At 56.4% G+C, this 14,449-nt stretch carries 14 protein-coding genes; 8 read left to right on the plus strand and 6 right to left on the minus strand.

Going from position 1 to position 14,449, the window contains the following annotated elements; genetic code table 11:
* Nucleotides 1-107: 107 nt before the first annotated feature.
* Together ACR0D6_RS11465 and ACR0D6_RS11470 are read left to right on the plus strand one after the other, a co-directional pair.
* Nucleotides 108-254 (plus strand): hypothetical protein, encoded by a 147-nt coding sequence (locus ACR0D6_RS11465; protein ID WP_480765587.1) that lies wholly within the window; start codon nucleotides 108-110, stop codon nucleotides 252-254.
* Nucleotides 255-575: 321 nt separating this feature from the next.
* The gene (locus ACR0D6_RS11470) at nucleotides 576-1,421 is read left to right on the plus strand and encodes an urea carboxylase-associated family protein (protein ID WP_480765588.1); all 846 of its coding nucleotides are present in this window, start codon (nucleotides 576-578) and stop codon (nucleotides 1,419-1,421) included.
* A 51-nt stretch (nucleotides 1,422-1,472) separates the two neighbouring features.
* Here the strand turns inward: ACR0D6_RS11470 and deoD are convergent, their stop codons facing one another.
* From deoD to ACR0D6_RS11485, 3 genes are all read right to left on the minus strand, one after another.
* A complete protein-coding gene (deoD, locus tag ACR0D6_RS11475; RefSeq protein WP_480765589.1) occupies nucleotides 1,473-2,186 on the minus strand; it encodes a purine-nucleoside phosphorylase in 714 nt (237 codons plus the stop codon).
* Between the two features lie 14 nt (nucleotides 2,187-2,200).
* Entirely contained in the window at nucleotides 2,201-2,518 is a 318-nt protein-coding gene (locus ACR0D6_RS11480) for an H-NS histone family protein (RefSeq protein WP_480765590.1), read from the minus strand.
* Nucleotides 2,519-2,624: 106 nt separating this feature from the next.
* Nucleotides 2,625-4,592 carry a methylmalonyl-CoA mutase family protein gene (locus ACR0D6_RS11485; protein ID WP_480765591.1) on the minus strand — a complete coding sequence of 656 codons (1,968 nt, stop codon included), beginning with the start codon at nucleotides 4,590-4,592 and terminating at the stop codon, nucleotides 2,625-2,627.
* Nucleotides 4,593-4,738: 146 nt separating this feature from the next.
* Between ACR0D6_RS11485 and ACR0D6_RS11490 the strand changes: the two genes are divergently transcribed.
* From ACR0D6_RS11490 to ACR0D6_RS11515, 6 genes are all read left to right on the plus strand, one after another.
* Nucleotides 4,739-6,127, plus strand: a complete 1,389-nt coding sequence (locus ACR0D6_RS11490; protein ID WP_480765592.1) for a 1-acyl-sn-glycerol-3-phosphate acyltransferase — start codon at nucleotides 4,739-4,741, stop codon at nucleotides 6,125-6,127.
* Between the two features lie 113 nt (nucleotides 6,128-6,240).
* The gene (ccrA, locus tag ACR0D6_RS11495) at nucleotides 6,241-7,527 is read left to right on the plus strand and encodes a crotonyl-CoA carboxylase/reductase (protein WP_170654716.1); all 1,287 of its coding nucleotides are present in this window, start codon (nucleotides 6,241-6,243) and stop codon (nucleotides 7,525-7,527) included.
* A 363-nt stretch (nucleotides 7,528-7,890) separates the two neighbouring features.
* Complete coding sequence (locus ACR0D6_RS11500) at nucleotides 7,891-8,610, plus strand: helix-turn-helix transcriptional regulator (RefSeq protein ID WP_170654718.1); 720 nt, start codon at nucleotides 7,891-7,893, stop codon at nucleotides 8,608-8,610.
* 83 nt (nucleotides 8,611-8,693) lie between these two features.
* Nucleotides 8,694-9,332, plus strand: coding sequence for an acyl-homoserine-lactone synthase (locus tag ACR0D6_RS11505; protein WP_480765593.1), 639 nt, complete (start codon nucleotides 8,694-8,696; stop codon nucleotides 9,330-9,332).
* Between the two features lie 61 nt (nucleotides 9,333-9,393).
* On the plus strand, nucleotides 9,394-10,926 hold the full coding sequence (locus tag ACR0D6_RS11510; RefSeq protein WP_480765594.1) for an ATP-dependent DNA helicase: 1,533 nt from the start codon (nucleotides 9,394-9,396) through the stop codon (nucleotides 10,924-10,926).
* Nucleotides 10,923-11,651, plus strand: coding sequence for an SDR family oxidoreductase (locus ACR0D6_RS11515; RefSeq protein ID WP_480765595.1), 729 nt, complete (start codon nucleotides 10,923-10,925; stop codon nucleotides 11,649-11,651). Before ACR0D6_RS11510 ends, ACR0D6_RS11515 begins: the two co-directional genes overlap by 4 nt.
* 3 nt (nucleotides 11,652-11,654) lie before the next feature.
* On the opposite strand, the gene ACR0D6_RS11520 is transcribed toward ACR0D6_RS11515, so the two are convergent.
* Genes ACR0D6_RS11520 through ACR0D6_RS11530 form a run of 3 tightly spaced genes read right to left on the minus strand, consistent with a single transcriptional unit; the run spans nucleotide 11,655 to nucleotide 14,411 of the window.
* On the minus strand, nucleotides 11,655-12,419 hold the full coding sequence (locus ACR0D6_RS11520; protein ID WP_480765596.1) for a TIGR02186 family protein: 765 nt from the start codon (nucleotides 12,417-12,419) through the stop codon (nucleotides 11,655-11,657).
* A 1-nt stretch (nucleotide 12,420) separates the two neighbouring features.
* A complete protein-coding gene (locus ACR0D6_RS11525) occupies nucleotides 12,421-13,344 on the minus strand; it encodes a sulfite exporter TauE/SafE family protein (RefSeq protein WP_480765597.1) in 924 nt (307 codons plus the stop codon).
* 8 nt (nucleotides 13,345-13,352) lie between these two features.
* Nucleotides 13,353-14,411 carry a sulfite exporter TauE/SafE family protein gene (locus ACR0D6_RS11530; protein ID WP_480765598.1) on the minus strand — a complete coding sequence of 353 codons (1,059 nt, stop codon included), beginning with the start codon at nucleotides 14,409-14,411 and terminating at the stop codon, nucleotides 13,353-13,355.
* Between the last annotated feature and the right edge of the window lie 38 nt (nucleotides 14,412-14,449).

A 14,449-nucleotide genomic window follows, 5' to 3' on the forward strand; every position in this document is an offset into this window, starting at 1 on the left:
TGCGGCTAGTGCAAAGCGATGTTGCGAAATTGTGCGGTGCGGCCGCTTCGCCAACAGCCTAGGCTGATCGTCGGGGAGGAGTGATCAAAACCAAAAAGGTCACCCCAATGGACAAGAGCCGTAATTCGGAAAAATCGGATGCAGCAGAGGCGCTGAAACTGCTGGAGCAGGCATGGGCCTATTACACACCTGAACCGGTTTATCCGACGTCCGAACATGAACCCGAGCTTTTCGAATATGCAAACGCCGCCTGAAGCTTGGTGCGTTAAAGTCGATTGAATTTATCGAAGGAAATGGGCAAACCGAAAGAATGCCCATTCTTCTTTTGTTACTTGCCGCCGGTGTATTTGCCTACTTCCTGTGGCGCGCGCGGACAACAACTCTGACTCGGGATTGCCGCTGGCGACAACACCGCAAGGAAGGCCGATGGGTTTGTACCTACTGCGGCGCCAAATCAGAAGGTGACGCTCAGCCGACGCAATGTCTGCGAAACAGGTCTTAAATCCACTTACGTGTCAGGGTTTCCTATTCGGGCAGTTTGCGCCAATCTGCGTGAAACTTCCGAAAGGGCAATCATGAGCCACCCACCATCCGACGCCAACGCCCGGCGCGCAATCGCCCCCGTCATCTGTTATCCGAATGATACGCTGCCCAAGCCGGATCTGGAATTGTATGGCAAGGCTCGTGTAGAAGCCAAAAAGGTTTCGGAAACGGTGGTTCCACCACGTGATGCGCGATGCTTTGAGGTTCCGGCCGGACATTTCTTTCGCATAACTTCGGTAGAAGGCCCGCAGGTCGGCGATCTGAACCTCTGGAATCGTGACGATCTGTTGGAACGCTTCTATTCCGGCAAGACCCGGGCGTTGCACGGTACCCATATATCCACCGGTGAACGTATGTGGTCGAGCTTTCCGTATCTGCGACCGATGGCAACGGTCACAGAAGATACTCTAAGCTGGTATGGCATAGATCAGTATGGCGGTTCGGTTCATGACGTGATTGGAACCCGGTGCGATCCCTATACGGGCAACCTGCTTTCCGAATCGCAATACCATCACTGTTGCCACTCCAACCTGACGCGGGCTCTGGCGGACCACTTGTCCATACCGCTAGCCGAAGCTGAACCGCACGTTCACGACGTTCTGAATGTTTTCATGTGCACCGGGTTTACCCGTGACACAGGGCAGTATTTCATGAAAGCCTCACCGGTTCGACCCGGCGATTATCTGGAGTTCTTTGCCGAAATCGACCTTCTTGGCAATCTCAGCGCCTGCCCGGGCGGCGATTGCTCGTCGGAACATTCATCCGATACTGCGGCCTGTTATCCGCTGCTAGTGGAAGTGTTTGCGCCTAAAAACAGCGCACTGTCAGATTGGATAAGCCCTGCTCGTAACGGGTACGACCGCACGCATGGAAGCTGAGGGCGATTTTGAGGGGGCCGGGCGAAAGAAGGTTTCGCCCGGATAGAATTATCATCCAGCGTCTGGAAATGCCGCCTGCAGAGCGATCTCGACCATATCGCCAAAGCTGCTTTCGCGCTCCGATGACGGCAAAGCCGCGCCAGTCAGTAGGTGATCCGAAACAGTCAGAACGGCCAGAGCCCGGCACTTGTGCCGTGCGGCGAGGATATAGAGCTCAGCCGCCTCCATCTCGACCCCGAGAATTCCGTGGCGCACCATCTGTTCATTCAGGTCGGGGCGTTCGTCATAGAAAACATCCGAGGAATAGATACCGCCGATATGGGTTGGCGTGCCTTTCGCCTGTGCGGCCTTCGCGGCGGCCTGCAACAGCCCCCAATCTGCACAGGGGGCGTAGTTCAGCTCTTTCATGATGCCACGCGACGGCGTGCTGAGTGTGGTGGACGTCATCGCAAGAATGACATCACGCACATCGATGCTTTCCTGCATTCCCCCGCATGAACCAATCCGGATCAGGGTTTTTGCGCCAAAGTCGCGGATCAGTTCATTCACGTAAATGGACAGCGACGGCATTCCCATTCCGCTGCCCTGAATGGTAACCGGAAATCCTTTCCATGTTCCGGTAAATCCCAACATTCCGCGGACGTTGTTAATTTTCCGGACGTCGGTCAAAAAAGTTTCGGCCGCCCATTTGGCCCGATATGGATCACCCGGCAGCAATACAGTTTCTGCGATGTCGCCTTTTTCTGCGCCTATGTGAATGGTCATCTTCGCCGCCTCGATCAGATTTCCAGATCGGATATGTCGGCCCCGGCTTTCAGCGCATCATGCACCCATTGCGGTTTGCGACCGCGCCCAGACCAGGTCTGGTCGGAATTGGCTGGATTGCGGTATTTGGCCTTTGCCTTTGCACCTTTTGCCAAACGGCGCGCATCCCCAGACAATTCCGCTAGCGAAAAGCCATACTCTGCTGCTGCTTTTTCGGCGGCCTCAAGTGCCTCACGGCGTTCACGTACTTCTGCCTCTTTCAAAGCATCGTCGATATTGCCCCGCAATTCGGTCAATTCCTTGCGGGTCATTTTACTCAGATCGATTCCCATCATTATCTCCGTATGGCGAAAGCCAATTAGGTGGCCAATTTTTGGCCACCGTAATTACATACATCGCCATTATCCATCCCTCAATTATTTGAGAAGGACGTCGGAGTTATTCAGCGGCAATATCCTTGGGATCGGCCAGCGTAATGATGTCGCCCATTATCGAATTCAATTCGAAATTCTTCGGCGTATAGATTTTGGCCACACCCATTTCGCGCAGTCTTTCTGCATCATCATCGGGAATAATGCCGCCAACCACCACTGGAAGTTCCCCGAGCCCCGCTTCGCGCAGGCGCACCATCACGTCTTCAACCAGCGGAAGGTGGCTGCCGGACAGGATCGAAAGACCGATCACATGGGCTTGTTCCTCTGCGGCCGCCTTGACGATTTCCTCAGGCGTCAGACGGATGCCTTCATAGCTGATGTCCATCCCGCAATCCCGCGCGCGGAACGCGATCTGTTCGGCGCCGTTCGAATGGCCATCCAGCCCCGGCTTGCCGACCAGGAACTTCAGGCGGCGCCCCAGTTGATCGCTGACGGCATCCACGGCGGCGCGCAGATCGTCCAGTCCTTCGGTCTTGTTGGAAACCGATCCCGATACACCAGTCGGGCCACGATAGGTGCCATAGGCTTTGCGCATTTCTTCGGCCCATTCGCCTGTGGTTACACCGGCTTTGGCGGCTGAGATTGATGGTTCCATAATGTTGGTGCCGGCTTTTGCCGCGTCGCGCAGTGCGGCCAGCGCAGCCTCGACCGCCAGACTGTCGCGTGAGGACTTCCAATCATTGAGGCGATTGATCTGCTCCTGCTCGACTGCCGGATCGACAACCATGATGCCGCCATCCTCGGTCTGAAGGGGCGAGCTTTCGCCTTCGACCCACTTGTTCACGCCGACGACAACCGTTTCGTTCCGCTCGATGCGGTTCAGGCGCTCGGCATTCGAATCAACAAGTCGGGATTTCATGTATTCGATCGAAGCAACCGCGCCGCCCATGGACTCAAGATTGGCCAGTTCGGCTCGCGCGCCGTTCTTCAGCTCTTCAACCTTGGCATCGACGACCTGATTGCCGTCAAACAGATCGCCATATTCCAGTAGGTCGGTTTCATAGGCCAAAATCTGCTGCATCCGCATCGACCATTGCTGATCCCATGGGCGCGGCAGACCCAGTGCTTCGTTCCAGGCCGGCAACTGCACTGCCCGTGCGCGGGCCTTTTTGGAAAGCGTCACCGCCAGCATCTCGATCAGGATGCGATAAACGTTGTTTTCGGGTTGCTGTTCGGTCAGACCCAGCGAGTTCACCTGTACCCCATACCGGAATCGGCGGAATTTGGGGTCCGTCACGTTGTAACGCTGTTCAAGGATTTCGTCCCAAAGGTCGACAAAGGCGCGCATTTTGCACATTTCAGTGACAAAGCGGATGCCCGCATTCACAAAAAATGAGATGCGCCCGCAAAGGGCCGGGAAATCGTCGGCAGGTACGCGTGGGCGCAATTCGTCCAGAACCGCAATCGCAGTGGCCAGCGCATAGGCCAGTTCCTGCTCGGGCGTCGCACCCGCTTCCTGCAGGTGATACGAACACACGTTCATCGGGTTCCATTTGGGGACGTTGGTGTAACAGTACTCGGCCACATCAGCGATCATCTTGAGGGATGGCTTGGGCGGGCAGACATAAGTTCCGCGGCTCAGGTATTCTTTGATCAGGTCGTTCTGAACCGTACCCTGCAGGCTGGAGATATCCGCACCCTGTTCTTCGGCAACGGCGATATACAGGGCCAAAAGCCACGGCGCCGTTGCGTTGATGGTCATTGAGGTATTCATCTGCTCAAGCGGAATCTGATCGAACAGAACACGCATGTCACCCAGATGGCAGATGGGGACGCCCACCTTTCCCACTTCACCGCGCGCCAGAGTGTGATCGCTGTCGTACCCGGTCTGGGTGGGCAGATCGAAGGCCACGGAAAGGCCGGTCTGACCTTTCGCCAGATTGGACCGGTAAAGCTGGTTCGAGGCTTTGGCGGTGGAGTGACCCGCATAAGTCCGGATGAGCCAGGGGCGATCTTTCTGCGTCTGCGTCATGACAAGGGCCTCGTGCTTGAGTGGGCAATAATATTTCACTGTAGCGTTCTAAATCGCAATTTTCGGGATATGTCAATTCGCTGCGTTGCGGCATCCGCAGGTTTCTTCAGATTGTTCCCGCTGGCGATTGGTGGCAGGGTGCAGCTATGTGGCAGACCGTAGAAGTTCCGATTTGGCTGTTTGTGTTGATCGTCGTGTTTGCTGCGGTCACATTTGCCTCGCATTTTCTTTTTCCGTCCGTTCGTTGGTTTTTTCGGCGTCGTCTGGAACGGGCAGTCGCAAGGCTGAATCAACGGCTGCAACGCCCGATACAACCGTTCAAGCTGGCGCGGCGTCACGATATGATTCAGCGCCTGATATACGATCCTCAGGTCGGTAAGGCGGTACAGGAACATGCGCGCGAAACCGGTATCCCCGAGGCGGTCGCGTCGGAACAGGCTCGTGGGTATGCGCGGGAAATCGTGCCTTCGTTCTCGGCCTTTACCTATTTTAGCTTTGCCATCCGGCTCGCGCGCTGGCTGAGTAACGCCTTTTATCACGTTCGGCTGAGTTACGAGGACGAAAAGGCGCTGAAAGACATTGATAGTGATGCAACGGTTGTGTTCGTCATGAATCACCGCAGCAACATGGATTATGTTCTGGTCACCTATCTGGCGGCACAACATTCGGCACTGTCTTATGCGGTGGGGGAATGGGCGCGTGTCTGGCCGCTCAGCCGCCTTATCCGGGCGATGGGGGCGTATTTCATTCGCAGAAAATCTGGGAGCGAGCTCTATCGTCAGGTTCTGGCCTGTTACGTACGGCATGCGACCGAGGCCGGTGTGACGCAAGCCATGTTTCCCGAAGGCGGGCTGAGTCTGACGGGCGGCCTGGGGCGACCGAAGCTCGGGTTGTTGAAGTATATTCTTGACGGCACCAGCGTCGACGGAAAAGACGTCGTTTTCGTCCCTGTCGCGCTGAACTATGACCGGGTCCTCGAGGATACCATACTTACCCGCGCGGCGCTGGGCAGCGAGAGGCGCTTCCGGGCAAGAATCGGGGTCATCACGCGATGGTTTCTCAAGCAAATCTGGTTGCGCTTGATCGGGCGCTACCGCGGATTTGGTCTGGCTTCAGTACGGTATGGCACTCCGATTTCCTTGCGCGCCTTCAGAAAGGGTGGGGAGCGGGATTTGATGACCGATTTGGCGCGCGAACTGATGGCAAGGATTGGCGCTGCCATCCCGCCAGTTCCGGCACCTGCTGCGTGTCGGCTTGTTCGCGAGAACGGGTCGATGCCGGAGGAGGTCGTGAAAGAGCGGATCTGCAAAATTCTTGCGCGAAATGGCGGCCAGCCCCAAAGCTGTATTGAAGATACAAATGCGGCCATTGAGCAGCTTGTGGAGCGGAGAATCCTTTGCCGCGCAGAGGGCCTGTTATTGCCTTCGATCGAGCGGCTGGACCTGATGGAGTATTACGCCGCATCGGCCCCGGTCGTTGACGATATCTCTGATGCTGCGAGTGCAAAGGAGATTTCTGCATCCGCTGGGTCATAAAATTACAAAACTATGCCCAAAAACTATTGCATTGTTTCTTTGGGGCTAATATTTCCTCCTTTGAGGTTCGCGATTCTGCGTCGCGGCAACGGAATTGAACAAAGGAGGCCACCATGGCTTTGGACACGGACAGCGGTATCGCGTCATACGAGGCACCCGAAAAAGACCTCTATGAGATGGGAGAGATCCCTCCGATGGGCTATGTGCCCAAACAGATGTATGCCTGGGCCATCCGCAAGGAGCGCCATGGTGAGCCGAATACGGCCATGCAGCTTGAAGTGGTCGACGTCCCAAAGCTCGACAGTCACGAAGTGCTGGTTCTCGTGATGGCGGCGGGTGTGAACTACAACGGTGTTTGGGCGTCACTGGGCACGCCGATCAGCCCGTTTGATGGTCACAAGGCACCCTATCATATCGCGGGGTCGGATGCGTCGGGCATCGTTTGGGCTGTTGGTGAAAAGGTCACTCGCTGGAAAGTCGGCGATGAGGTCGTGATCCACTGTAATCAGGATGACGGTGACGACGAACATTGTAACGGTGGCGACCCGATGTATTCGGATTCGCAGCGCATCTGGGGTTATGAGACTCCCGACGGCTCGTTCGCGCAGTTCACAAATGTTCAGGCACAGCAGCTGATGCCGCGCCCGAAACATCTGACCTGGGAAGAAAGCGCCTGTTACACACTGACTCTGGCAACCGCTTACCGGATGCTGTTCGGACACGAGCCGCATGACCTGAAGCCAGGCCAGAACGTTCTGGTCTGGGGCGCGTCGGGCGGTCTGGGCTCATACGCGATCCAGCTGATCAATACGGCGGGTGCGAATGCGATCGGCGTGATCTCGGACGAAAGCAAGCGCGACTTTGTCATGGGGCTGGGCGCCAAGGGTGTTCTGAACCGCAAGGACTTCAACTGCTGGGGTCAGCTGCCGACCGTAAACACACCGGAATATGCTGAGTGGTTCAAAGAGGCCCGCAAGTTCGGCAAAGCCATCTGGGACATCACCGGCAAGGGCGTGAACGTTGACATGGTGTTCGAACATCCAGGCGAAAGCACCTTCCCGGTTTCCACCTTTGTTGTGAAAAAAGGTGGCATGGTTGTGATCTGCGCCGGAACCACCGGTTACAACCTGACCTTCGACGTGCGTTACATGTGGATGCACCAGAAGCGTCTGCAGGGTTCACACTTTGCGCACCTCAAGCAGGCGGCGGCGGCCAACAAGCTGATGGTCGAACGGCGTCTTGATCCCTGCATGTCCGAAGTGTTCACCTGGGCCGATCTGCCCGAGGCACATATGAAAATGCGCCGGAACGAACATAAACCCGGCAACATGTCTGTTCTCGTTCAGGCACCGCGCACTGGTCTCCGTACGCTGGAAGAAGTTCTCGAAGCGAAAGACTGATCGCGTAAAAAACACGACTGGAAAGCCCGCGAATCGCTTCGGTGAGTCGCGGGCTTTTTCATTGTGAAACCAGCCTCAGGAGTTTCAGTCCGTTACAATTCTGCGTCTCGCTATTTTTGGGGAGTAGAAACCGGTGAATATTCGCACCAGTGCCTTACATGCTATGGTTGTGTTAACCTTTCGTTAACTCTTTCGGAGAGACCCTGATGGCGCAAAATGAGTGGATACTGGACGTACTGTCGGATCTCAGAACTTTCGCCGCCGCGAATGGGATGAGTACGCTTGCCGAACAGCTTGATGACACCAAGCTGATCGCCGCAACCGAGATCGCGTCCCTACAAGATGAGGCACGGGCGCCAGTTTATGGGAACGAAAGTCGAATTGAGCCAGGTCCTGGGAGATTTGGAAGACACCAACTCGCTTGAAGACTTAGAGCGAATAGCGATTTCCATCAGGGACAGGCTTGGTGTTGCTCATATCATCTATCACTGGGTAGACAGCGCCGGCGATCAATATGGGTGTACCACCTATCCGGATGCCTGGGCTGAACGGTACCTGGAAAGAAATTACCACAGAATCGATCCCGTAATTCTGGGGTGCTTTCAAAGGTTCCAGCCGGTTGACTGGAAAACGCTGGATTGGTCGGGCAAAATCGCCAAGGCGTTCTTGCAGGATGCGCTGAGTCACGGGATTGGGAATCAGGGCTATTCAATTCCCATCAGAGGGCCGAACGGTCAGTTTGCTCTGTTCACCGCCAACCATAGCTGTGATGACGAAACCTGGCAGGGTTTTATGAAGACCTATGGCCATGACCTGATTCTGATTGCACATTTTTTTAACAAGAAAGCGCTTGAATTCGAAAGCGACCGGACACCTGAAACGTCTTGCTCATTGTCTCCGCGGGAAGTCGATGCAATGACCTTGCTTGCGCTGGGATACAGCCGTGCACAAGTCGCGCATTCACTATCGATTTCCGAGCATACGCTAAGGGTTTACATCGAAAGCGCGCGCTTCAAGCTTGGGGCGCTCAACACCACCCACGCCATTGCAACGGCAATGAGCAGAGGCTTAATAGTGGTTTAACGGGCGTTCGGTAGTCACACGGTAAATTAACCATAGGTTTGTACCCCCTTTGTTCCAGACATGGACGACAAGGGGAACAAGTCATGCTGCGTTATGTGTATGCCGATGAATTATTCAAATATCCGAAACTTGCTGAAGGGATGTTTCAGGATCGCGCAGATCAGTTCAAGGTCCGGTTGGGGTGGGACGTTCAGATCAACGAAAAGGGTGAAGAGCGGGATGAATACGACGACCTGAACCCCCTTTATGTGATCTGGGAAGAAGAAGATGGCAGTCATGGCGGTTCGATGCGAATTCTGCCGACAACGGGCCCGGTCATGGTCAATGATGTGTTCGGCCACCTGACCGGGGGCAAGCCTGTTCACAGCCCGCTGATCTGGGAGGTGACGCGGTTCTGCCTGTCCCGCAAGGCCAGCGCCCGAACGGCGGGCGCAATCATGCTGAGTGGGGGCGAGGTCATGGAAGGTTTCGGGCTGACTCACATCGCCGGGGTATTTGACGCACGAATGGTGCGCATTTATCGGTTGATCGGATCGTCTCCGGTTATTCTGGGTTCGGAAGGCGAAGGCCGGGATCAGATTTCTGTTGGTCTGTGGCCGTATTCCCCGGCAGATTGCGCGCGTGTGGCTGAAAGGGCGGGTGTCCCCAGGGAACTGTCACGCATGTGGTTCAACGCGGCTTTCGGGAAGATGGCCAAACCCCGGTTCGCCCTTTCGGCCTGATGCCCGCGAATTCCTTATTCCGCATCTGGTGATGGGTCGCGCGGCCCTGTAGGGTCGCGCCATGTCCTTGCCGAATGTGACCTTTTCCGACGATCAGGCGACCGCCTATGACAGCATCGCCGAGATGCTGAAAACAGCTGGAATCGACCTTGAAGACGACGCCCTGCTGCGGCCACCGGGCGGCGGAAAGTCCGGGGTTATGGCGGTAATCGGTAAAGCAGGCTCCGGAAAAACGCTGCTGCTTGCCGAGCTTTACAAGGCACTCGCCGAGGCGGGTGTGAATGTTGTGTCCGGCGATTACGAAAGCCGCAAGTCCAAGGACAAACGCAGCCTTGCCATTCTGGCCCCTACGAACAAGGCCGCCAGTGTTCTGCGATTGCGCGGGGTCCCGGCGACCACGATCCACCGCATTCTCTATACGCCCGTATATGACCCTGAATACGAGCGGATTGCCGAATGGCTTGCTGGCAACGGGGACCGCCCCGAGATCGAGGGCCTGACGGATGAGGCGCTGGATCGAGCGGCTGCCTTTTACGAGAAAAACAAGTCTATCCCCGGGGCTCTGGCCGCCGCCGGTTTGCGCGGGTCGGATTTCATAACCGGTTGGAAACGCAGGGAAGAACCGTTGGACATCGGCTTTGTGGACGAGGCGTCGATGCTGGACGACCGGCAGTTCGAGGATCTGCAGGAGATTTTTCCGACGCTTCTGATGTTTGGCGATCCGGCACAGCTGGCGCCTGTCAATCAGTCCGGATCGATGGTCTTTGACGGATTGGCAGAGCCCCGAAAGTTGACCCTGCACCGCGTCCACCGACAGGACGCGGACAATCCGATTTTGGACCTTGCGCATGCTTTGGCCGACCCGGCGATGGGGTTTGAAGAATTCGAGCACCTGATTGAACAAACCTCGCGTAAGGATGATCGCGTGATCTGGGGCCAGCGGGTCGAGGTCGATTTGATGGCCCGCAGCCCGGTTCTGGTCTGGCGTAATGCAACACGGATACGATTGATTAACGCATTCCGGCATGTTCACGGTGCGCCTGAAACGGAACTTCTGGAAGGCGAGCCGCTGATTTGCGACGGAATTGAACTGCCGCTGAAGCACCGCAAAAAACGCCTCGACCTTGAAGCGCGCGGGCTTATCAAAGGCGCACAGGTCATCTATCTGGGGCCGGGGCGGAAACCGGGGTTTTCCCGGCTGCATGTTATCGGCGCCGAGGACCCGCAGGTCAGTGCCGCATCCATCGTCAAAATCGAAAAGCCGGACGAGGAAGAGCCATTCATCCCCTACGCCGCACGCATGGGGGCCACATTCCTGCACGGCGCGGCGGTCACGATTCACAAGGCGCAGGGATCGCAATGGAACACGGTACAGGTCTTTGCCCCGGATATCTATGCGGCCGCCAGAATGGGCCGGACTGAGGCCGGACAGCCCTTGTGGAAACGTCTGGCCTATGTCGCGATAACCCGCGCTCAGGAACGCCTGATCTGGGTCGTGCGCAATCGTTTGGCCAAACCAACACACGAACTGCGTGTGGATGATCTGCGGCAGGTTCCGGCTGCATCCCTGACACTGGAGGCGGAAGAAACATGAGTTCAATCATCGTGACCGGTGCAAGCTCGGGCATAGGCCGGGCCACTGCCGTGCTGTTTCTGGAACAGGGATGGACTGTGGGCCTTTTGGCGCGCAGCGGTGGCGTTCTGTCGGAGATGGCTGACCAATACGAAAACGCTGTTCCGCTGACTGCGGACGTGACGGACCCGCAGGCAGTCGACGCCGCCTTTCTGTCATTTGCACAAAAGGCCGGGCGGCTGGATGTGCTGTTCAACAATGCCGGTGTGTTTACCCCAGCAGGAAAGATTGACGAAATCGCGCTGGAGGATTGGTTTCAGACGGTCAACGTTAATCTGAATGGAATGTTCCTGTGCGCCCGGGCAGCTTTCAGCACCATGCGCAGGCAGTCTCCGCAAGGGGGGCGTATCATCAACAACGGTTCTATCGCGGCACATGTGCCGCGCCCGAACTCGATTCACTACACGGCAACCAAACACGCGATCACCGGACTGACCCGTAGCCTTTCTCTGGACGGTCGTGACCTGAACATCGCGTGTGGTCAAATCGATATCGGCAACGCAAGAACGCCCATGGTGCAGGGCTTGGTCGATGCGGCGATAACACAAGGGCAGCAGCCCGATCCGACCATGGCTGTCGAAGACGCGGCCCGTTCCGTTATGCACATGGCGACGCTGCCGCCCGAGGCGAACGTACAGTTCATGACCGTGATGGCGACAACAATGCCGTATATCGGGCGCGGCTGACGATCAGTTCTCGCGCAGCAGACGGAATGCCGTAGACGCGCTCCAGCCTGCGGCAATGGCAATCGCCAGAGACATCAGGCCATAAACCATCGGGTTTTGCCGTGACAGGTTGTAAAGAAAGCGTTCCAGTCCGACCTTGCGCACATCGATTGCGGTTTCCAGCTGTGAAATGACCTCTCCCCTGCGCGTCAGGAAAATCCGGGCGACGTACTCGCCCTCGGTCAGATCCGCAGGCATCTCGATTGAGGTGCGAAACAAGGTCTGCTGATCCACGGCCACCGTGTCTTCGCGAATGGAATACAGGTGTTCCTTTTCACGGATGCGAACGACCGCATCAGCAAATGACTGTGCCTCGCGGATATGCATGGCAGCCCCAACCGAGCGAATGGCCCGCTCGATGGAAATGCGATACCGCAGGTCTTCGGTATCGGTCAGCACCTGATCGAACGGTGCACTGGTTGCGACTGCGTAAAAACTGGGGGCCGAGTCCACCAGTACGCTGTCCACATTCACCCAGATACCAAATTTCTTTTCCTTGCGGCGCACCATCACCGGTTCGGATGGGCCGGACACTGCAACGACCACTTCCAGCGGTGGGCCCGATGGTATTGGGGCTTCACGTTTGACTGCACCAAAGATCAGGATATCGGAGCCGTCGAAATTGGCGGTAATGGCAACACGGTCCTGACTGAGGCCAAGAACAACCTGTTCCCCGTCAGCAAGAACAGAGGAACACAACAGACAGAAAACAGCGATCAGACGCAACATCTCAGTGCCCTCCGTCCGTGCCAAGTGAATACAGCTCCGATGGCTGAAGAAGCAGTTCCAAAGCCAGCTTTCCGCAGACGGCCAGAACCATGAGGGCAAGCAAAATACGCAACTGCTCGGCTTTCATGCGCGCTCCGATCTGGGTACCGATCTGGGCTCCGATCACTCCGCCTACCAGCAGCAGAACGGCCAGCATCACATCAACCGTATAGTTGGTGGTCGCGTGCAGCATCGTGGTGAATGCGGTGACAAAGATGATCTGGAACAGCGACGTTCCCACCACGACCTTGGTTGGCATCCCCAGAATGTAGATCATCGCTGGAACCATGATGAATCCGCCGCCGACGCCCATGATAGCGGACAACACGCCAACGCAAAGGCCGACGACCAGCGGTGGGAGGACCGAAATATACAGGCCAGATGTCCGAAACCGCATCTTGAGGGGCATCGCATGAACCCATCCGCGCTGACGGCGTTTGGGTGGCGGCGCTCCGTCGGCCTTGCGCAGCTTACGAATGGCGTTGAGGCTTTCGATGAACATCAGCCCACCGATGACCCCCAGAAACACCACGTAGCAAAGCTTTACCAGCAGATCGACCTGACCGAGGCTTTTGAGATAGTTGAACACCACAACGCCAAGCGCCGCGCCGATTAATCCGCCTATCAGCAATACCGTCCCCATCCTGAGGTCCACGGTCTTTCGTCGGAAATGGGCCAGAACGCCCGAAAATGATGATGCGACGATTTGGTTCGCTTCGGTGGCAACCGCGACGGCTGGAGGTATCCCGATAAAGAACAGCAGCGGTGTCATCAGAAACCCGCCCCCGACTCCAAACATTCCGGAAAGGATGCCCACCAGACCACCAAGGCCCAAAAGCAGGAACGCGTTAACTGATACTTCGGCTATCGGTAAATAGATCTGCATGGTGACTTCTAGTCCAGCCTGGATAAGTTGTGCAATGCGGCAGGTTTTACGCACTCACCGGCATCAAGTGATCGTGTGCAGCCCATGGGTGACAGTTCCGTGTCATTTCCCACCGCACGTGGAGAGTTTTGACTGCCGGTAGGATCAATCCCACCCTGTTCGGTGACCGAATACAGCTCGATCGGTTCAAGCAGCAGTTCAAAGGCGATTTTGCCCGAAACCGACATCACAAGAAGGGCCAGCAGAACTCGCAATTGCTCGGCTTTCAGGCGCGCGCCGATCTGTGTGCCCAACTGTGCCCCCACGACGCCGCCCAGAATCAACAGAAGGGCCAGCATCAGATCGACACTGAAATTGGTCGAAGCATGCACCATCGTCGTGAACCCGGCCACAAAGATGATTTGAAACAGGGACGTTCCGATCACAACCTTGGTCGGCATCCCAAGAATGTAGATCATGGCAGGCACCATGATAAAGCCGCCGCCGACCCCCATGATTGCCGACAGAATGCCCACGCCGAACCCAACCAATGCAGGTGGAATGACGGATATATACAGGCTTGAGCCGCGAAATCGCATCTTGAATGGCAGCGCATGAACCCATGTTCGCTGACGGCGTTTATAAGGTGTCGCGCCGCCGGCTTGTTTAGACCTTCGGATTGCGTTCACGCTTTCGACGAACATCAGGCTGCCGATGACGCCGAGGAACACCACATAACAAAGTTGAACGGCCAGATCGACCTGCCCGAGTTGCTTGAGAAAGTTGAAAAGAACCATCCCCAACGCCGCACCGAAAAGCCCGCCAATAAGCAGAACAAGCCCCATCTTCAAATCGACGGTTCTTCTTTTGAGATGGGCCAGAAGCCCCGAGAAAGAGGATGCGACAACCTGATTTGCAGATGTTGCGACTGCAACCGTTGGCGGAATGCCGATAAGAAACAGCAAAGGCGTGATCAGAAACCCGCCCCCCACTCCGAACATCCCGGAAAGCACTCCGACGGCCGCACCGATGCCCAGTAACAATAGGGGATTCACCGAGACCTCGGCGATAGGGAGGTAGACATGCATACCCCCTTAGAGCGGTTGCGGCACGCAAAATCAACTCT

It is taken from the genome of Ruegeria sp. BJ6 (assembly GCF_056537885.1).

Bases quoted from the DNA above. Each gene is read 5' to 3' on its own strand.
- ACR0D6_RS11465 (WP_480765587.1), top strand. From the start codon at position 108: ATGGACAAGAGCCGTAATTCGGAAAAATCGGATGCAGCAGAGGCGCTG.
- ACR0D6_RS11470 (WP_480765588.1), top strand. From the start codon at position 576: ATGAGCCACCCACCATCCGACGCCAACGCCCGGCGCGCAATCGCCCCC.
- deoD (WP_480765589.1), bottom strand. From the start codon at position 2,186: ATGACCATTCACATAGGCGCAGAAAAAGGCGACATCGCAGAAACTGTA.
- ACR0D6_RS11480 (WP_480765590.1), bottom strand. From the start codon at position 2,518: ATGGGAATCGATCTGAGTAAAATGACCCGCAAGGAATTGACCGAATTG.
- ACR0D6_RS11485 (WP_480765591.1), bottom strand. From the start codon at position 4,592: ATGACGCAGACGCAGAAAGATCGCCCCTGGCTCATCCGGACTTATGCG.
- ACR0D6_RS11490 (WP_480765592.1), top strand. From the start codon at position 4,739: ATGTGGCAGACCGTAGAAGTTCCGATTTGGCTGTTTGTGTTGATCGTC.
- ccrA (WP_170654716.1), top strand. From the start codon at position 6,241: ATGGCTTTGGACACGGACAGCGGTATCGCGTCATACGAGGCACCCGAA.
- ACR0D6_RS11500 (WP_170654718.1), top strand. From the start codon at position 7,891: ATGGGAACGAAAGTCGAATTGAGCCAGGTCCTGGGAGATTTGGAAGAC.
- ACR0D6_RS11505 (WP_480765593.1), top strand. From the start codon at position 8,694: ATGCTGCGTTATGTGTATGCCGATGAATTATTCAAATATCCGAAACTT.
- ACR0D6_RS11510 (WP_480765594.1), top strand. From the start codon at position 9,394: ATGTCCTTGCCGAATGTGACCTTTTCCGACGATCAGGCGACCGCCTAT.
- ACR0D6_RS11515 (WP_480765595.1), top strand. From the start codon at position 10,923: ATGAGTTCAATCATCGTGACCGGTGCAAGCTCGGGCATAGGCCGGGCC.
- ACR0D6_RS11520 (WP_480765596.1), bottom strand. From the start codon at position 12,419: ATGTTGCGTCTGATCGCTGTTTTCTGTCTGTTGTGTTCCTCTGTTCTT.
- ACR0D6_RS11525 (WP_480765597.1), bottom strand. From the start codon at position 13,344: ATGCAGATCTATTTACCGATAGCCGAAGTATCAGTTAACGCGTTCCTG.
- ACR0D6_RS11530 (WP_480765598.1), bottom strand. From the start codon at position 14,411: ATGCATGTCTACCTCCCTATCGCCGAGGTCTCGGTGAATCCCCTATTG.